General features: G+C 30.9%; 16 protein-coding genes. 9 read left to right on the plus strand and 7 right to left on the minus strand.

The features are described 5' to 3' along the window. Positions 1-56 precede the first annotated feature (56 nt). The 8 genes from tamL to KCTC32516_RS01765 all read left to right on the plus strand — a co-directional run bounded on the left by tamL (position 57) and on the right by KCTC32516_RS01765 (position 11,215). On the plus strand, positions 57-2,549 hold the full coding sequence (gene tamL, locus KCTC32516_RS01730) for a translocation and assembly module lipoprotein TamL (RefSeq protein ID WP_301401618.1): 2,493 nt from the start codon (positions 57-59) through the stop codon (positions 2,547-2,549). Positions 2,550-2,671: 122 nt separating this feature from the next. Next, positions 2,672-3,742 carry a class II fructose-bisphosphate aldolase gene (gene fbaA / locus KCTC32516_RS01735; RefSeq protein WP_301401619.1) on the plus strand — a complete coding sequence of 357 codons (1,071 nt, stop codon included), beginning with the start codon at positions 2,672-2,674 and terminating at the stop codon, positions 3,740-3,742. 64 nt (positions 3,743-3,806) lie between these two features. Next, the gene (accD, locus tag KCTC32516_RS01740; RefSeq protein ID WP_301401620.1) at positions 3,807-4,664 is read left to right on the plus strand and encodes an acetyl-CoA carboxylase, carboxyltransferase subunit beta; all 858 of its coding nucleotides are present in this window, start codon (positions 3,807-3,809) and stop codon (positions 4,662-4,664) included. Between the two features lie 175 nt (positions 4,665-4,839). Continuing rightward, on the plus strand, positions 4,840-5,109 hold the full coding sequence (gene rpsO / locus KCTC32516_RS01745; RefSeq protein ID WP_301401621.1) for a 30S ribosomal protein S15: 270 nt from the start codon (positions 4,840-4,842) through the stop codon (positions 5,107-5,109). A 255-nt stretch (positions 5,110-5,364) separates the two neighbouring features. After that, positions 5,365-7,596, plus strand: a complete 2,232-nt coding sequence (locus KCTC32516_RS01750) for a polyribonucleotide nucleotidyltransferase (RefSeq protein WP_301401622.1) — start codon at positions 5,365-5,367, stop codon at positions 7,594-7,596. Between the two features lie 158 nt (positions 7,597-7,754). Continuing rightward, complete coding sequence (gene folK / locus KCTC32516_RS01755; protein ID WP_301401623.1) at positions 7,755-8,879, plus strand: 2-amino-4-hydroxy-6-hydroxymethyldihydropteridine diphosphokinase; 1,125 nt, start codon at positions 7,755-7,757, stop codon at positions 8,877-8,879. Between the two features lie 63 nt (positions 8,880-8,942). Then, positions 8,943-10,730 (plus strand): OmpA family protein, encoded by a 1,788-nt coding sequence (locus tag KCTC32516_RS01760; protein WP_301401624.1) that lies wholly within the window; start codon positions 8,943-8,945, stop codon positions 10,728-10,730. A gap of 212 nt (positions 10,731-10,942) precedes the next feature. Further along, positions 10,943-11,215 carry an OmpA family protein gene (locus KCTC32516_RS01765; RefSeq protein ID WP_301401625.1) on the plus strand — a complete coding sequence of 91 codons (273 nt, stop codon included), beginning with the start codon at positions 10,943-10,945 and terminating at the stop codon, positions 11,213-11,215. An 84-nt stretch (positions 11,216-11,299) separates the two neighbouring features. On the opposite strand, the gene KCTC32516_RS01770 is transcribed toward KCTC32516_RS01765, so the two are convergent. From KCTC32516_RS01770 to gldB, 3 genes are all read right to left on the minus strand, one after another. Further along, positions 11,300-11,842 (minus strand): hypothetical protein, encoded by a 543-nt coding sequence (locus KCTC32516_RS01770; RefSeq protein ID WP_301401626.1) that lies wholly within the window; start codon positions 11,840-11,842, stop codon positions 11,300-11,302. A 177-nt stretch (positions 11,843-12,019) separates the two neighbouring features. Then, on the minus strand, positions 12,020-12,355 hold the full coding sequence (gene gldC / locus KCTC32516_RS01775) for a gliding motility protein GldC (RefSeq protein WP_301401627.1): 336 nt from the start codon (positions 12,353-12,355) through the stop codon (positions 12,020-12,022). Beyond that, positions 12,355-13,311, minus strand: a complete 957-nt coding sequence (gene gldB, locus KCTC32516_RS01780; protein WP_301401628.1) for a gliding motility lipoprotein GldB — start codon at positions 13,309-13,311, stop codon at positions 12,355-12,357. Before gldB ends, gldC begins: the two co-directional genes overlap by 1 nt. A gap of 59 nt (positions 13,312-13,370) precedes the next feature. Between gldB and nadE the strand changes: the two genes are divergently transcribed. Next, on the plus strand, positions 13,371-14,159 hold the full coding sequence (nadE, locus tag KCTC32516_RS01785; RefSeq protein ID WP_301401629.1) for an NAD(+) synthase: 789 nt from the start codon (positions 13,371-13,373) through the stop codon (positions 14,157-14,159). On the opposite strand, the gene KCTC32516_RS01790 is transcribed toward nadE, so the two are convergent. The 4 genes from KCTC32516_RS01790 to clpP form a co-directional block, all read right to left on the minus strand. Further along, on the minus strand, positions 14,151-14,282 hold the full coding sequence (locus KCTC32516_RS01790; RefSeq protein ID WP_301401630.1) for a hypothetical protein: 132 nt from the start codon (positions 14,280-14,282) through the stop codon (positions 14,151-14,153). The two genes, nadE and KCTC32516_RS01790, sit on opposite strands and share 9 nt — an antisense overlap. Before the next feature lie 85 nt (positions 14,283-14,367). Then, positions 14,368-16,356, minus strand: a complete 1,989-nt coding sequence (gene dnaG, locus KCTC32516_RS01795; RefSeq protein WP_301401631.1) for a DNA primase — start codon at positions 16,354-16,356, stop codon at positions 14,368-14,370. Positions 16,357-16,425: 69 nt separating this feature from the next. Next, complete coding sequence (gene clpX / locus KCTC32516_RS01800) at positions 16,426-17,667, minus strand: ATP-dependent Clp protease ATP-binding subunit ClpX (protein WP_301401632.1); 1,242 nt, start codon at positions 17,665-17,667, stop codon at positions 16,426-16,428. Between the two features lie 58 nt (positions 17,668-17,725). Next, positions 17,726-18,388 (minus strand): ATP-dependent Clp endopeptidase proteolytic subunit ClpP, encoded by a 663-nt coding sequence (gene clpP, locus KCTC32516_RS01805; protein ID WP_301401633.1) that lies wholly within the window; start codon positions 18,386-18,388, stop codon positions 17,726-17,728. Between the last annotated feature and the right edge of the window lie 11 nt (positions 18,389-18,399).

Consider the following 18,399-nt stretch of genomic DNA (forward strand, 5'->3'; position numbering starts at 1 on the left):
AGAAAAACCATCTAAAAATAGTACTTTTGAACCAAGTTATAGTCTGTACAAAGCTAATGAAAAAAGTTTCTTATTCTCTTTTTATATTTTTAATACTTGCTTCTTGTAACTCTGTAAAAAGAGTTCCAGAAAAAGAGCACTTATTAAAAGCTACAACAATTTTAGTTGATGGCAAGAAAAACAAAGACAGTGAGTTGTTAGATTATGTACTGCAAAAACCAAATTCTAGAACTTTAGGGATCCCTATTTCTTTATATTTTTACAACCTTGGAAATCCAACTTCGCCTAGAACACCAAAAGCTTGGGCAATATTACATCCAAAAAAATATACTTTTTTTAAAAATTTATTTTCAGAAAAGCAAAGTATAGGTGTAGCAAAATCGTATATTAATTTTAATAATTGGTTTTTAAATAGTGGCGAATCACCTGTAGTTATTAATGATTTAAAAACCAGTAAAACGGTTACAAACTTAAATTCTTATTATATTACTCAAGGGTACTTTAAAAATAAAGTAAGGGCAACAAAAGATACGTTAAAAAAGAAAAAAGCAAAAATCACTTATATCATTAATAGAGGGAAACCTTTTTATTTAGATACAATTACAAGACAAATTCCGTCTTCCGTTTTAAAAGCAATTTATCAAAGAGACACCATTAACACTTTTTTAAAAACCGGAGATCAATACAACGATCAAAACTTTATAAAAGAAGCCGCAAGAATTACAGAACTTTTTAGAAATTCTGGAGTTTATAATTTTATTGATAATGCCATCCGATTTTATCCAGACAGCACAAGAACAGACCACAAAACAAATGTTTTTGTAACAATTGCAGATAAATATCTTACGGATGAAAATGGAAGAAATGCTTACAAACCTTTTCAAGTAAAAAAAATTGGAAAGATAAATGTGTTTACAGACTATTCTTTTAACACAGAAGGCGAACCCTATTTAGACTCTGTTTCTTACAACGGAATTCATTATTTTGCACATCAAAAAATAAAATACAATCCAAAATATTTATCGCAATCTATCTTTATAAAGCCAAATCAAACCTACAGCGATACGTTAAGAAATCTAACACGAAGTCATTTAAAATCACTTAAAAACTTTAAATCAATAAACATTAAATACTCAGAAATTAAAGATTCTAATTTATTAATTGCCGATATTAGATTAACTCCAAATGAAAAATATTCAATTGGTACAGACACCGAACTAACCCATTCTAATATTAGAAAATTAGGCGTTTCAGAAAAATTCTCAATTACCAACAGAAATACTTTTAAAGGCGCAGAAATCTTTAAGTTTTCATTTATTGGTTCTTTCTTTAACACCTCTACACAATTTAGTAATTCAACTGGTTTTTTTAATGCTTGGGAACTAGGTGTTGATGCTTCTTTAGAAATTCCACGGTTTTTTGCTCCTTTCGGATTAAATCGATTTGTACCAAAAGAAATGTCTCCAAGAACAATATTATCTGTCGGAACAGGAATTCAAAAAAATATTGGATTAGACAAACAAACCGTTACCGCCATTATTGATTATAAATGGGATTTTAACAAACGGAAATCTATCAACTTAGAATTATTTAATATTCAATATATCAGAAACTTAAACACAAGTGAATATTTTAATATTTACAGCTCTGAGTTTAAAAAACTAAAACCGGTAGCAACTACTTACGATCCAAATTTTGTATTGTCAAAACAAAACGCAGTTAGTTTTATGAATACAGTAAGTGCAGATTCAAACTTTCAAGCTAGCAATCCAACGGAGTATAATGCTAATGGAAATGTAAATAATCGATACAATATTATTACCTCTAACTTTATTGTACCAACAATTGCATATACATATACTTACAGTAATCAAACAACATACAAAGACAATAACTTCTCTTTTTTTAGAGTACGAGTTGCAAATTCTGGTAATTTTGTTTCATTATTAAGCAATCAAAAAAATAGTACTGGTGTAAAAACAATTTCAAATACACCCATTGCACAATATTTTAAAACAGATATAGAATACAAACAATTTTGGGATGTTTCTAGAAATTCTGTGTTAGGATTTCGCTCTTTTTTAGGAGTTGTTTTAGCTTATGGAAATTCTGACATTCCGTTTACAAAAAGTTATTTTGCTGGTGGATCAAATGACATTAGAGCTTGGAAAACTTATGAACTTGGACCAGGATCTACGGCGCCAGGATTAGAATACAATGTTGGTAATTTTAAATTCTTAACCAGTTTAGAATACAGATTCGATTTAATAAGCAGCTTAAAAGGAGCTTTATTTATTGATGCTGGTAATATTTGGGAGTTAACAGATTCTAAATTTGTAGATGCGAAAGCAAAATTAAATAGCCTCGAAGCTTTAAAACAAATAGCTATTGGTTCTGGTTTTGGAGCTAGATACGATTTTAATTTTCTAGTGTTACGTTTAGATGTTGGATTTAAAACCCACGAACCCTATTTAACTGGAGATAAATGGTTTAAAAACTTTAACTTTAACAATGCAGTATATAATATAGGGATCAACTATCCTTTTTAAGCTCTTTAATTCACTTTTATAAATTCTATACCGAATTGTAATAAATGATAAAAAACAGAATAAAATTCTTTAAAAATTGACTATTTTTGGTCTAACTATTTTTAGATTTTAAACAACACAACATGAGTCATTCAATAAAACCAGGAGTTGCAACAGGCAATGCTGTTCAAGAGATTTTTAAATTAGCAAAAGCTAAAAAATTCGCATTACCAGCGGTAAATGTTGTTGGTTCTAACACTGTAAATGCAGTTTTAGAAACAGCAATGGAATTGAATTCGCCTGTAATTATTCAATTTTCAAATGGTGGTGCTTTGTTTAATGCCGGAAAAGGATTGTCTAACGAAAATGAAAAAGCCGCTATTACTGGAGCTATTGCTGGAGCAAAACACATTCATTTAATGGCAGAATTGTATGGAGTTCCTGTAATTTTACATACAGATCATGCAGCAAAAAAATTATTACCTTGGATTGATGGCTTGCTAGATGCAAGCGAAAAACATTTTGCTGAAACAGGAAAACCTTTATATAGTTCTCATATGATCGATTTATCAGAAGAACCTATTGAAGAAAATATTGAAATCTGTAAAAAATATTTAGCTCGTATGAGCAAAATAGGAATGACTTTAGAAATTGAATTAGGAATTACTGGTGGTGAAGAAGACGGTGTAGATAATTCTGATGTTGATGTTTCTAAGTTGTACACACAACCAGAAGAAGTTGCTTATGCTTACGAAGAGCTGATGAAAGTAAGTCCAAGATTTACAATTGCAGCTGCATTTGGAAATGTTCATGGAGTTTACAAACCAGGGAATGTAAAACTAACACCAAAAATCTTAAGAAATTCTCAAGAATATATTTCAAAAAAATACAATGTAGATCACAATTCAATTGATTTTGTTTTTCATGGTGGATCTGGTTCTACCGTTGAAGAAATTAGAGAAGCAATTGGCTACGGAGTTATCAAAATGAATATTGATACCGATCTACAATTTGCTTTTACAGAAGGAGTTAGAGATTATATTCTTACAAAACAAGATTATTTACAAACACAAATTGGCAATCCAGAAGGAAAAGAATTGCCAAATAAAAAACATTACGATCCTAGAAAATGGCTTCGTGAAGGTGAAATCACTTTTAAAAATCGATTAAAAACAGCTTTTGAAGATTTAAACAATGTAAATACACTTGCATAATCTCAATTAGTTATCTTATTTTAGCCGATTATTATTTACATTTAAAATTTAAAACAACTATACAATGGCTTGGTTTAAAAGAATAGAAAAAGGAATACACACTGCTACAGAAGATAAAAAAGACATTCCAGTTGGATTGTGGTACAAAACTCCGAGTGGTAAAATTATAGATACTGAAGAATTAAAAAGAAACTTATATGTGAGCCCAGAAGATGGTTATCATGTAAGAATTGGAAGTAAAGAATACTTTGAATTATTTTTTGATGACAATAAGTTTAAAGAATTAGATGCAAAACTGACTTCTGTAGATTCTTTAAAATTTGAAGACACTAAAAAGTATCCAGATAGAATAAAAGCCGCACAGGAAAAAACCAAATTAAAAGATGCTGTTAGAACAGCTGTTGGAAAATCTTTAGGAAAAGATATCGTAATTGCAGCAATGGATTTTACTTTTATTGGAGGATCAATGGGTTCTGTAGTTGGAGAAAAAATTGCAAGAGCAATCAATCATTCAATTGAGCATAAAATTCCTTTTTTAATGATTTCAAAATCTGGTGGAGCTCGTATGCAAGAAGCTTCATTGTCTTTAATGCAATTGGTAAAAACATCAGCAAAATTGGCGCAATTGGCAGAAATTAAGGTTCCATATATTTCTTTATGTACAGATCCAACAACTGGTGGTACTACTGCTTCTTATGCAATGTTGGGCGATATAAATATTGCAGAACCAAATGCTTTAATTGGATTTGCTGGACCAAGAGTTGTAAAAGACACTACAGGAAAAGATTTACCAGAAGGATTTCAGCGTTCTGAGTTTTTATTAGAACATGGGTTTTTAGACGGGATTTACGAACGCAAAAACTTAAAAGAGCAAATCAATTTATATATTGATTTAATTCAGAACAACCCTATCAGAAGTTAAAAAAAGAACTAAAAATACTTTTCTGAATAACAATCTTTTAATCAGCAAATTACCATCACTTTAAGATTTTCAAAATCATTTAGTATTTAGCTTAAAAAATAAAAATAGTTGTATATTTGCAGCTTCAATGAAAAAATCATTGATATACATAAAAATCATTTAAAATAATATTGGCATGTATTTAACGAAAGAAGTAAAAGAGGAAATCTTTTCAAAACACGGTAAGTCTGTAACAGACACTGGAACATCAGAAGGACAAATTGCATTGTTCACCTTTAGAATTAACCACTTAACTGAGCACTTAAAAAAGAATCGTAAAGATTACAACACAGAGCGTTCATTAGTTAAATTGGTAGGTAAGCGTAGAAGCTTACTAGATTATCTAAAGAAAACTGAAATCAACAGATATCGTGCGATTATCGTAGAATTAGGAATTAGAAAATAAAACCTAACAAAAAAGAGGCTCTATAAACGTGCCTCTTTTTTATTATGATAAATTTCTTGTAGCTTGCTACAAAACAAAAATTTGTCTTTCCTACGAAAGCAGAAATCTAAGAATATTCAATTCTACTTAACAAATAGAATTTATATATAAAAATTCAAAATTAGTAACAGCAATTTTGATTTTCCATTGGAAGTAAAGCAACAACAAAACAACAACACAACAACAAACAAAGTATCAATTTAGAATTAAAATTTTATGATTCCAAAAGTATTTAACGAGGTAATAGACCTTGGAGATGGAAGAACCATCTCATTAGAAACCGGTAAATTAGCGAAACAAGCACACGGTTCAGTTGTTGTTCAAATGGGTAAAGCAATGTTGTTATGTACAGTTGTATCTAACTACAAACAAAGTCCTGTAGATTTTTTACCGTTAACGGTAGATTACAGAGAAAAATTTGCTGCTGCAGGAAGATATCCTGGAGGATTCTTTAAAAGAGAAGCAAGACCAAGTGATGGAGAAGTATTAACAATGCGTTTAGTAGACCGTGTTTTACGTCCATTATTTCCAAAAGATTACCATTCAGAGGTTCAAGTAATGATTCAGTTAATGTCTCATGACGAAGATGTAATGCCAGATGCATTAGCAGGTTTAGCAGCATCAGCAGCGATACAATTATCTGATTTCCCTTTTGAATGTCCTATTTCTGAAGCACGTGTTGGTAGAGTAAATGGAGAGTTTGTAATCAACCCAACAAGAGCACAATTAGCAGAATCTGACATCGATATGATGATTGGAGCTTCTGCAGATTCTGTAATGATGGTAGAAGGTGAAATGGATGAAATTTCTGAAGAAGAAATGGCAGACGCAATTAAGTTTGCACACGAAGCGATTAAAGTTCAATGTGCTGCTCAAGTTCGTTTAGCGGAAGCTTTCGGAAAAAAAGAAACTAGAGAATACGAAGGAGAAAGAGAAGATGAAGAATTAGCTTCAAAAATACATGCTTTTTGTTACGACAAATGTTATGCAATTGCCAAAAAAGGAACATCTAAAGTAGAGCGTACTGAGGCATTTTCTGAAGTAAAAGAAGAATTAAAAGCATCATTTACAGATGAAGAATTAGCAGAATACGGAGAATTGGTTGGTAAATATTTCAACAAAGCTCAAAAATCTGCAGTTCGTGAATTAACATTAGCAGAAGGTTTACGTTTAGACGGACGTAAAACAGATGAAATTAGACCAATTTGGTGTGAAGTAGATTACTTACCATCAGTTCATGGTTCATCAATCTTTACTCGTGGAGAAACGCAAGCTTTAGCAACCGTTACTTTAGGAACATCAAGAGATGCAAATAAAATAGACATGCCATCTTACGAAGGTGAGGAAAATTTCTATTTACATTATAACTTCCCTCCTTTTTGTACGGGTGAAGCTAGACCATTAAGAGGAACATCTCGTAGAGAAGTTGGTCATGGTAACTTAGCACAACGTGGATTAAAAGGAATGATTCCTGCAGATTGTCCTTACACAGTAAGAGTTGTTTCTGAAGTTTTAGAATCTAACGGCTCTTCTTCTATGGCAACAGTTTGTGCTGGCACAATGGCATTAATGGATGCAGGAGTTCAAATGACAAGACCAGTTTCTGGTATTGCAATGGGATTAATTTCTGACGGAGATCGTTATGCTGTTTTATCTGATATTTTAGGTGATGAAGATCATTTAGGTGATATGGATTTCAAAGTAACTGGAACTTCTGAAGGAATTACCGCTTGTCAAATGGATATTAAAGTAAAAGGATTAGGTTACGAAATTTTAGTGAATGCACTAAAACAAGCTCGTGATGGTCGTTTACATATTTTAGAGAAGTTAACGGATACTATTTCTGCTCCAAATGTAGAAGTAAAAGGGCATGCTCCTAAAATGATTAATAGAAGAATTCCTAATGAATTGATTGGTGCATTTATTGGACCAGGAGGAAAACATATTCAAGAATTGCAAAAAGAAACTGGAACAACAATTGTTATTACAGAAGATGCAGTTACTGAAGAAGGAATTATTGAAATCTTAGGAACAGACCCTGAAGGAATTGAAAAAGTAATTGCTCGTATTGAATCAATGATGTTCAAACCAGAAGTTGGAAGTGCTTACGAAGTGAAAGTAATTAAAATGTTAGATTTTGGTGCTGTTGTAGAATATGTAGAAGCTCCAGGAAACGAAGTTTTATTACACGTTAGCGAATTAGCTTGGGAACGTACAGAAAATGTTTCTGACGTAGTAAAAATGGGAGATGTATTTGATGTAAAATACTTCGGATTAGACCCAAGAACTCGTAAAGAAAAAGTTTCTCGTAAAGCATTGTTAGAAAAACCAGAAGGTTATGTAGCAAGACCACCAAGAGAAAACAATAGAGATAACAGAGGTAGTAGAGACAATCGCAGTAGAGATAATCGTAGAGACGATAGAAAACCAAGAGAAAAAAGAGATTAATCTTTTGTAAATTTCTTAATAAAATTAGAAGCGCATGAATTATTTCATGCGCTTCTTTTATGTATCTATTTCAAAGTGAGATTTGTTCTGAATGTTAATAAATGAATCAAACTTATTCCGTTTATTCTTTTAAGATTTATTTTCTTTGTACTTCACTTATGAAAATTCAACGAATTACATATTTATCATTAGGAAGTAACCAAGGCGATAAGCTAAAAAACCTACAAGAAGCAATTTATTTAATTGCTGAAAAAATTGGCCCTGTTTTAAAAATTTCACCCGTATACAAAACTCCTGCAGTAGGTTTTGATGGAGCAGATTTTTTAAATATTTGTGTAAAAGTATCGACCTATTTACCTCCCGAAAAAATCTTAAGCAATAGTCTTGAAATAGAAAAAAAACTAGGAAGAATTAGAGCTAGTTCTGATGGTTATTCAAATAGAACGATAGATTTAGACATCCTTTTGTTTGATGATGAAATTATTTTCTCTCATGAATTAATTGTTCCGCATCCAAGAATGCTAGACCGTAAATTTGTACTAGTCCCTTTAATAGAAATTGCATCCGAAGTACTTCATCCGGTAACTAAGGTCCATATTGGAAAATGTTTAGATCGTTGTTCAGACATCACCGAAATAAACAAAACACCAGAAACATTAATCCGCCCAATCCCGTTAACTGAAAAATACAATTACATCGCAATAGAAGGAAATATTGGAGCAGGAAAAACAAGCTTAGCTAAAATGATGTCTGATGAGTTTAACGCTAAAATTGTGTTAGAACGTTTTGCCGATAACCCTTTTTTACCAAAATTTTACGAAGATGAAGAACGTTACGCTTTTCCGCTAGAAATGAGTTTTTTAGCAGACCGTTATCAACAGTTAAGTGATGACTTAGCTCAATTTGACTTATTCAAAAGCTTAATTGTATCAGATTACTACATTTTTAAATCCTTAATTTTTGCGCAAGTAACGCTTCATAAAGAAGAATACTTGTTGTATAGAAAAATGTTTGATTTAATGTATAAAGAAATCACAAAACCAGATTTATATGTATATTTATTTCAAAATACTGATAGATTAATTAAAAACATCAAAAAAAGAGGAAGAGAATACGAACAAAATATTTCCTCAAACTACCTTAACAAAATACACGATGGATATAGTAACTTTATTAAGACTCAACAAAACTTAAATACCTTAACTATAGATGTTTCTGAATTAGATTTTGTCAACAATACAGAAGATTATCAATTAATTATTAAAAGAATTAACAATTATTAATTTTTTCGTAATTTTGCACACTAAATTATTTTCCCTATTTTTCAAATAAACGAATTACTTTATATGAGGAAAGTTACTGTATTGCTATTTATTTCACTTAGCTTAACATCTTTAATTGGTCAAAATAAACTTGGTGATAACAAACAAGAAAATAGCATAAAAAACATATTATTGAACAATAGCAATAGTTGGGCAGTTGGTGGTGGAGTTAGTAATTTTATTATGCATGGAGATTTACGATCTCTTGGAACAGGTAATCTTGGGAATTTTTGGAATTTTGGGGCGTATGCATATGTCGATAAAATGTTCAATCCTTTATTAGGTTTGGAATTTAAAGTAAATTACTCTAAAATTTCTGGTGGTGCACAATATTTTTCAAACATATATAATATTCTTTACGTAAATCAAACAAAAATTTCAAACAACCTATTTTTTAAAGGCACAGCTTATGGCTTCGAGTTAAATTTAATTCTAAGTTTTTCAAACTTATATGCAATCAATACCCGAAAATGGAATACTTCAGGTTATTTTGGTGTAGGCTATCATCAATACGATTCTGCTCTCTACGAAAAACTTCCTGATGGCTCAAATAATTTATTAGTTAATTTCGGAAGAAACCCTTCAAGAAATAGTGTTTTTGAAGCTAGTTCTGTTTATATCTCTACACAACTGGGTATAAAGTATAGAATAAACAAAAGGGTAGATCTTGAGTTTAGACCATCTTGGTATTTTAATTATGAAGATCATTTAGATGCTACAATATCTAACAAACAAAATTGGGAAACTTTTTTTGTAACTCATCTTGGAGTAACTATAAAACTTGGAAAGAAAAAAATATTTACTATTTGGGGGGGCGACTCTGAAAAACAAGAACCCTTTAAGGTAGTTGATTCTGATAAGGATGGGGTACTAGACAATTTAGATGTTGAGCCAAATACTCCATTAGGAGCTGCGGTTTATGGTAACGGAAGAGCCATTGACTCAGATCAAGATGGCATTCAAGATTATAAAGATAAATGCCCTTCTAAACCAGGACCAGTAAGTAACAATGGCTGCCCAGTAATACTTAAAAAAAAATCACCCCCTGTTATTAAACAGCAAATTGCCTTATTGGGCACAAGTATCTACTTTAAAACAAATAGCAGTCAGATCAAAGATATTTCACTTACAGTTTTAGACGAGATTATCGGGCTTATGAAAAACATACCTGATTCTAATTTTATTATTGAAGGACATACTGATAATAAAAGTTATCCCACTTACAATTTAAAACTCTCACAAGAGCGGGCTGAGGCTGTTAAAAACTATTGTATTGCTGCGGGTATTGACAGCAGTAGGTTAAAGGCTATTGGTTATGGTGAAACCAGACCTAAATACTCGAATAGCACAGCTGGTAGTCGACAATTAAATAGACGAGTAGATATTAAACCTTTATCAAAAATAGAATTCACCAAGTTTATAGAATCTAAAAACCTCACAAATACCGATACTACTATTGTTGTCAATAAAGTACAGGCTAATAACAGCACGAATAACAAAGTTAACGAAGTACAAGCATCCTATCACGTCGTAAAGAAAGGAGAAACCTTATATAGTATTGCCAAAAAAAATCATACGACAGTAAAACAGCTAATGCATACAAATGCATTGAAAAACACGATTCTTTTTATAGGTCAAAAACTTAGCATTGAAAAAAATAAAAACAACTTCCACATCGTTCAAAAAGACGAAACACTTTATTCTATTGCAGTAAAATATAAGCTAACAATAGACCATTTAAAACAGTTGAATCACTTAAAAGGAAATACAATCTACATCAATCAAGAACTTAAAATAGCAGCGGACAATTAAGCTAAGCGAACAATATTTTATTCCCTTAATATTTCTATGAGTCTGTTTATTTTAGCAGGCTCATTTTTTATATCCAGTATTAATCAACAAAAGTACCATTTAAGGCAACTGTAAATTGCACTGTTACAGAGTTAGTAACTGTAATAAGTTATTCTAAAAACATATATTTTGACACAGATAGCAACTCTATAAAAAGCGGCTTCTATTACACCATGTTAGATGATGTTGCAGAAATTATGTTAGACATAGTTTTTAATGTATTTGGTTATACAGATGATATCGGTACTGAAGAATACAATCTTAAACTTTCTGAAAGAAGAGCCAACAAAACAAGAAACCGCTTAATTGAAAAGAGTGTTGAGCCCAATAGAATTATTGCAAAAGGGTTTGGAAAAACAAATCCTTCATATGGTAATGACACCCCTGAAGGAAAACAATTAAATAGAAGAGTAGAAATAAAATCGGTTGGTTATTATGAAAACTAAACTTAGAAGAGTTTAAAAAGCAGTAAAAAAAGAGCGCTATTAATAATTAATAGCGCTCTTTTTTTAAACAATATATTTAATCTTCTAATCTACAAAAGTACCTTTAGCTGTTAAAGAAAATTCTAAATCAAAATTAAACAACTTATCTGAAATAGCATCACTATAATATGAAATAACAACTTGCTTTCTTTGTAATAGCTTAGAAGATATCGCTGATAAAATTTTCGGATTACTTATTTTAAACTCAAAACTACTTGTAAAAACATCTAAAGCATTAAGGCTTATGTCATTTTCTGAAATTTTAATTTCATCAACAAAAACTTCAATATTAGAAACTTTTGCAAAAGGATTAATTGTGAAGTTTTTTATTTTAAAATTCATTGTTTCAACATTAACATCAACTAAGTAATCAATGTTCTCTTCAAATACTTTAGAAGATTTTAAATTGATTATAGCATTAGAATTTACAGAAATAACATCTCCTTCTGTATTGTTAATTTGAACTGGTAAATCTTTTTTTAATTGATCTTTTGAATAAAAGACAATTTGCTTTGGGGCATCATTACTACAAGATATGAAGAGTAATATTACTAAAGTTAAACTACTGATTGTTTTAATTGCTCTCATTTTCAGGGGGAATTATGAGTTATAATTGATAAAGTTAATTAAAAAAATTAAAAACTAACTTATTTTAAATAATAATTATACAAACATATCTAACAATGCAAAGATATCCAATAGGTAGTTTTCTTAATTTCTCTAAATTAAGCATTAATGAGTTAAGTAATTGAAATTGTATTAATTCTATTTTTTTAACTCTAATTTCTCTGCAAAATAATCACAAAAATCCTTCATTGTTGCTCCCATTTTTTGATCATCAGTTGCACGTTCAAAAGTATTTGCCATAGAAACCAATGTCTGATGAAAGAATTGTTTCATTTCATCAACAGGCATATCTTTTGTCCATAAATCCATTCGAAGTGTATCTTTTTGTAAATGGTCCCAAACAGAAATCATTATAGCTTTCGACTCAGAATCATCTATTCCGCCATCTTCTGCTGTCCAAAAAATAGTTTCAGGCACTTTGTTTTCGTCTAGTCCTACTTTAAAATTTATTTCTGAAGTGTGTTTTATTGCCATTACTTTTTAGGTTTGTATTTAGAATTTTTATATACTTCTTCTGAAGGTGTTTTAAATAATTGCTGCAAAGATACATCATTATGTAGCATGTACGATTTTACAATTTGCCAACCAATCCAAGCTCCGATTCTCCCTGGAGACAGTGCGTCTTCTGATCTATAAAATTTTGAAAATGGTGCCAATTCTAAGAACCGTTTGTTCAATTTTGTATCGGTGCTAAACAGGTATTTATTTTCAATAAAATATTTCCAAACCTGTTCTTCATTTTCAATTGCCCAATTGTATTTTTCTTTTGAATATCCTATTTTCTGATACTCTTTTACATTTGGCAAATAGGTGTCTAGGAGATACAATTTCTTTCCTTCTGTTATCATTTTACTGATAAACGTTCTATCATTTGTATTGTTTTGCTTCGGAATGATTGCTTTAGCGACATCAATTACAATGTTAATTTTCTCAAAATTTTGTTTGATATAACTTGGGTAATCTGAATAGAATTTATGGTTTTTCCCCAAATAAACATCTAAAGAAATCAACAAATAATCTCCTGTATACAATACTTTATTTTGATAATCTATATTACTTAAAAGCGTAATCACTTTTGGTGCGTTAAAATCCGGATTGTAATACTTAATATGTTTAAATAATTGCATTAAATCATTTTTAAGAAAATCAATATCAGCATATATTTTTTGTGTTTCTGCAAACAATTGTTGCTCGTCTGTATTCTTAATTTTCTTTATCCAGATTGAATCTGGTTCATTCTTAGAAAAGAAAAATGGATATTTTGCTTTCGTTTTAAAAAGTGAATCTACTTTTGTGGTGTAAAAATCAATATCAAACCTATTTATTGAGAAATTCACTTCAATAGCACTCACATCAATTTGATTTTCTTGTTTGTTATCACATGAAAATAAGATTGTAAAAAGAGAAAAAATGAAAAAATATTTCCGCATTATATTTGTATATTAGAGTTCTAATTTAAGAACGACAAAAGTACTAAAATAGTTTATAAATGAATGCAGAAAAAGTATCTGAACATATTGTTAATTGGTTAAAAAATTATGCAATTGATGCAAAAGTAAACGGATTTGTTATAGGAATTTCGGGCGGAATAGATTCTGCAGTAACTTCCGTCCTTTGTGCAAAAACTGGCTTCAAAACTGTTTGTGTAGAAATGCCAATTCATCAAGCAGAAAGTCAAGTTAACAGAGCATTAGAGCATATTAATCATTTAAAAGATACTTTTAGCAATGTGTCTTCTGTGAAAATTGATTTAACAAGTACTTTCGAAGATTTTAAAAAGCAAACCCCAAGTATAGAGAATTCATCAACATTAGATTTGGCATTGGCAAATACACGAGCACGATTAAGAATGACCTCTTTGTATTATTTAGCTGGATTAGATGGATTATTAGTAGCAGGAACAGGAAATAAAGTGGAAGATTTTGGCGTTGGTTTCTACACAAAATATGGCGATGGCGGCGTAGATGTAAGTCCGATTGCAGATTTATTAAAATCGGAAGTGTACGAATTGGCTACCTGTTTGCGCATAACAAAATCTATACAAAACGCACAACCAACTGACGGTTTATTTGGCGATAGCAGAACAGATGAAGATCAAATCGGCGCTTCTTATGACGAACTAGAATGGGCAATGCATATGTTAGAAAATGGGAAATTTACTTTAGATTTCACAGGAAGAAAACTAGAAGTATTTAAAATATATACCCGATTAAATACCATTAATCAGCATAAAATGCTTCCAGTACCTATTTGTAAAATTAGTGATGATTTAAAGTAGATTTGCTGCTATCATAGTTCTTTTAATTCTACGATATGCTTTTTTCTTAGAACCATTTACAACAGAAAATGGCAAGAGTATAAAAAGTCTAATAATGTTTAAGATTTGCAGTATTTTTTTCATGTATTTTCTTTTTTTAGCGGATACTAATATACACAAAAAACAAAACAAAAAAACTACGTAGAAATACGTGTTTTAAAAAAAGAGGTTAAATAACTCTATTTAGCTTTTCAAATAACCGTTTTTTGAGCCCTGTATAATTAGAAATTAGCTCTAAATCTACCGTTTTAGAGTTTTCTTTTTGAGCATCTTTCATTATTTCATTAATCTTACGTTCTATCAGAATTCTTCTAAGATTTAAAATTGCATCTGTAACTAATTTTGGAAGGATATTTACCGTTTCTGTAACAAAAATATTTTTACGTTCCCATTCGCTCAACGTGTATTTTTCTTCATCCATCAAAATACTTGTTACTTCATTTGCGATTTCTTTATTTTCGTGATGAATTAAACTACTAATTTCAATTTTTTCGTTCTGACTGATTTGATTTATCAACTCATAATACACCAATTGAAAAACAGTATTGGTAAACTCAATTTCATCATCTTGAAGATTTAAATACAACTCTTTAAAAACCGGAGAAGTATATTTTTCGATCTCTTCAACCAATTTTCCGTGTTCATTTTCAGTTTCAATAATATTTGTAAAACTCACCTCTTCGTTTCCAAATAAAAGTAAAATTCTAATAATTTCTTTTTCGAGCAACTCTAACTGATTTACCTTCTGAGCTAAACCTCCTCCTTTAACTGCTGTCATTGCAGATTCTTGTTCCGCAAAATATTCTGGTGGTGGCTGATTTGGATCTACATTTCTTTGTTTACTTTTAGAATTGGCTTCTTTATTTAAAATTTGTGCCAACTCACTAAACAACACTCGTTCAGAAATGTCCATGATTCTAGAACATTCCTGCACATACACTTCTCGCTGAATTCCGTCTGGAATTTTAGAAATACTTGTTACAATATCTCTAATCAATCCTGCTTTTTTAACAGGATCATTCTTGGCTTCTTTCATCAATAAAGAAACCTTAAAATTGATAAAATCTTGAGCCTTATTTTCTAAATACTCTTTTAATTCAGCATCAGAATGCGATTTTGCAAAACTATCTGGATCTTCTCCTTCAGGAAAAGTCACCACTTTTACATTCATTCCTTGTTCTAAAATCAAATCGATCCCACGAATCGAAGCTCTTAAACCAGCTGCATCTCCATCAAAAAGGACTGTAATATTCTGTGTTAATCTTCTAACCAAACGTATTTGATCTGAAGTTAACGCTGTTCCTGAAGACGCCACAACGTTTTCTATTCCAGATTGATGAAACGAAATAACATCGGTATATCCTTCTACTAAAAAACAATTGTCTTGTTTGGCAATTTCCTTCTTCGCTTGATAAATTCCGTATAAAATTTTACTCTTGTGGTAAATATCACTTTCAGGTGAATTTAAATATTTCGCCGCTTTTTTATCCGCAATTAAAATTCGCCCACCAAAACCAAGAATTCTTCCCGACATGGAATGAATTGGAAATAAAACACGTCCTTTAAATCGATCAAACTGTTTGTTTTCTTTTACAATTGTTAATCCGGTTGATGCTAAATATTTGATGTCGTAGCCTTTTTTTAAAGCTGATTTTGTAAAATTATCCCATTCGTCTTTACAATATCCTAAATCAAATTTCTCAATAATATCATCTCTAAAACCACGCTCTTTAAAATACGAAAGTCCAATTGCTTTTCCTTGCTGCGTATGTAGCATTAAATCATGAAAATATTCTGCAGCGAATTTAGACACCAAAAACATACTTTCACGTTCGTTTAATTGTTGTTTTTGTTCGTCTGATTGCTCAGTTTCTTCAATTTCAATATTGTATTTGTTCGCCAAATATCTGATGGCTTCTGGATACGAATAATGTTCGTGTTCCATTAAAAAAGAAACAGAAGTTCCTCCTTTACCTGTACTAAAATCCTTCCAAATTTGTTTTACAGGAGACACCATAAAAGAAGGCGATTTCTCATCTGTAAACGGACTTAATCCTTTAAAGTTACTTCCTGCTTTTTTTAATTGTACAAACTCACCAATAACTTCTTCTACTCTTGCAGTTTCAAAAACACGATCGATGGTTTGTTTGGATATCATAAAACAAAAATATAAAAAAAGACCTCACAAAGTTATCTTTTATGAGGTCTTAATTAATTTTAACTATTCTTAAGAAGCAACACTCAATTTCTTTAATGCTGTCTTTGTTAATTTATTTTCAGCATATTCTTTCGTTACTTTAAATTCTTTTATATCAGAACTTGGTAACTCGAACATGGCGTCTGTAAAAATTGCTTCACACAACGAACGCAAACCTCTTGCGCCCAATTTGTATTCTACTGCTTTATCTACAATATACATCAATGCTTCTTCGTCTATTTCGAATGTAATATCATCCATAGAAAACAGCTTGGTATATTGCTTGATAATTGAATTTTTAGGTTCTGTTAAAATTGCTCTTAACGTTTTTGCATCTAACGGATTCATATAACTCAACACTGGTAAACGACCAATGATTTCTGGAATTAATCCAAAAGCCTTTAAATCTGAAGGAATGATGTATTGCAATAAATTATCTTCATCAATTTTATTTTCTGCAACAGAAGCAGAATATCCAACAGCTTGCATATTTAAACGTTTGCTAATCATTCTATCGATTCCAGAAAATGCGCCACCAGCAATAAATAAAATATCTTTGGTATTTACTTCAATAAATTTTTGATCTGGATGTTTTCTTCCTCCTTTTGGAGCAACATTCACAACCGAACCTTCTAATAATTTTAACAACGCTTGCTGAACGCCTTCACCAGAAACATCTCTAGTAATTGACGGATTGTCTCCTTTACGAGCAATTTTATCAATTTCATCAATAAAAACAATTCCTCTTTCTGCTTTTGTTACGTCGTAATCGGCAACTTGTAATAAGCGGCTTAAAATACTTTCTACATCTTCTCCAACATAACCAGCTTGTGTTAAAACAGTGGCATCTACAATTGAAAAAGGTACGTTTAGCATTTTGGCAATCGTTTTTGCAACCAATGTTTTTCCTGTTCCAGTTTCTCCAACTAAAATGATATTACTCTTTTCTATTTCTACATCGTCCTCTTCATTAGATTTTGATTGTAATAATCTTTTATAATGATTGTAAACGGCAACGGACATCGATTTTTTAGTTTCTGTTTGTCCAATTATATATTGATCTAAAAACTCTTTGATTTCTTTTGGCTTTTTCAGCATTAAATCTTTAGACAATCCGCTTGTTTGCTTTTCTGTAACTTCTTCTTCTAAAATACCCGTTGCTTGCTCAATACATTTATCACAAATGTGCGCATCAATCCCAGCAATTAACAAATTAGTTTCTGCTTTTTTACGTCCACAAAACGAACATTCTAAATTTTCTTCTTTCGACATTTTGTTAGCTTTTGGCTGTTAGCAATTAGCAAAAGGCTAAGGGCTATTGGCTTTTTCTTTATTTTTTTCTTGTTAAAATTTCATCAATCATACCATATTCTTTAGCTTCTGAAGCAATCATCCAATAATCTCTATCAGAATCTGCGTTTACTTTTTCTATGGTTTGTCCAGAATGATTTGCAATAATTTCATACAATTCATCTTTTAATTTCAAGATTTCTCTTGTTGTAATTTCAATATCTGATGCTTGTCCTTGTGCGCCACCTAAAGGTTGGTGAATCATAATTCTAGAGTGTGGTAATGCAGAACGTTTTCCTTTTTCTCCTGCACACATTAAAACTGCTCCCATAGAAGCTGCCATTCCTGTACAAATTGTTGCAACATCTGGTTTTATAAATTGCATGGTATCGTAAATCCCCAATCCAGCATACACTCCACCTCCAGGAGAATTGATGTAAATAGAAATATCTTTTGATGCATCTACACTTTCTAAGAATAATAATTGCGCTTGAATTACATTCGCAACCTGATCGTTAATTCCAGTTCCTAAAAAGATAATTCTATCCATCATTAAACGAGAAAAAACATCCATTTGAGTAATGTTCATTTGACGTTCTTCCATAATATATGGCGTTAAACTACTTGTTATTTTACCTAGATGTGTGCTACTTATTCCGTGGTGTTTTGTTGCGTATTTTTCGAACTCTTTTCCGTAATCCATTTCCTGATTAT

Origin of the sequence: Polaribacter huanghezhanensis (assembly GCF_030444335.1) — a bacterium.
Taxonomy (GTDB): Bacteria; Bacteroidota; Bacteroidia; order Flavobacteriales; family Flavobacteriaceae; genus Polaribacter; species Polaribacter huanghezhanensis.

What these genes read in the sequence shown, in the direction of transcription:
- tamL (WP_301401618.1), top strand. Translation starts at nt 57, where the DNA reads ATGAAAAAAGTTTCTTATTCTCTTTTTATATTTTTAATACTTGCTTCT.
- fbaA (WP_301401619.1), top strand. Translation starts at nt 2,672, where the DNA reads ATGAGTCATTCAATAAAACCAGGAGTTGCAACAGGCAATGCTGTTCAA.
- accD (WP_301401620.1), top strand. Translation starts at nt 3,807, where the DNA reads ATGGCTTGGTTTAAAAGAATAGAAAAAGGAATACACACTGCTACAGAA.
- rpsO (WP_301401621.1), top strand. Translation starts at nt 4,840, where the DNA reads ATGTATTTAACGAAAGAAGTAAAAGAGGAAATCTTTTCAAAACACGGT.
- KCTC32516_RS01750 (WP_301401622.1), top strand. Translation starts at nt 5,365, where the DNA reads ATGATTCCAAAAGTATTTAACGAGGTAATAGACCTTGGAGATGGAAGA.
- folK (WP_301401623.1), top strand. Translation starts at nt 7,755, where the DNA reads ATGAAAATTCAACGAATTACATATTTATCATTAGGAAGTAACCAAGGC.
- KCTC32516_RS01760 (WP_301401624.1), top strand. Translation starts at nt 8,943, where the DNA reads ATGAGGAAAGTTACTGTATTGCTATTTATTTCACTTAGCTTAACATCT.
- KCTC32516_RS01765 (WP_301401625.1), top strand. Translation starts at nt 10,943, where the DNA reads ATGTTAGATGATGTTGCAGAAATTATGTTAGACATAGTTTTTAATGTA.
- KCTC32516_RS01770 (WP_301401626.1), bottom strand. Translation starts at nt 11,842, where the DNA reads ATGAGAGCAATTAAAACAATCAGTAGTTTAACTTTAGTAATATTACTC.
- gldC (WP_301401627.1), bottom strand. Translation starts at nt 12,355, where the DNA reads ATGGCAATAAAACACACTTCAGAAATAAATTTTAAAGTAGGACTAGAC.
- gldB (WP_301401628.1), bottom strand. Translation starts at nt 13,311, where the DNA reads ATGCGGAAATATTTTTTCATTTTTTCTCTTTTTACAATCTTATTTTCA.
- nadE (WP_301401629.1), top strand. Translation starts at nt 13,371, where the DNA reads ATGAATGCAGAAAAAGTATCTGAACATATTGTTAATTGGTTAAAAAAT.
- KCTC32516_RS01790 (WP_301401630.1), bottom strand. Translation starts at nt 14,282, where the DNA reads ATGAAAAAAATACTGCAAATCTTAAACATTATTAGACTTTTTATACTC.
- dnaG (WP_301401631.1), bottom strand. Translation starts at nt 16,356, where the DNA reads ATGATATCCAAACAAACCATCGATCGTGTTTTTGAAACTGCAAGAGTA.
- clpX (WP_301401632.1), bottom strand. Translation starts at nt 17,667, where the DNA reads ATGTCGAAAGAAGAAAATTTAGAATGTTCGTTTTGTGGACGTAAAAAA.
- clpP (WP_301401633.1), bottom strand. Translation starts at nt 18,388, where the DNA reads ATGGATTACGGAAAAGAGTTCGAAAAATACGCAACAAAACACCACGGA.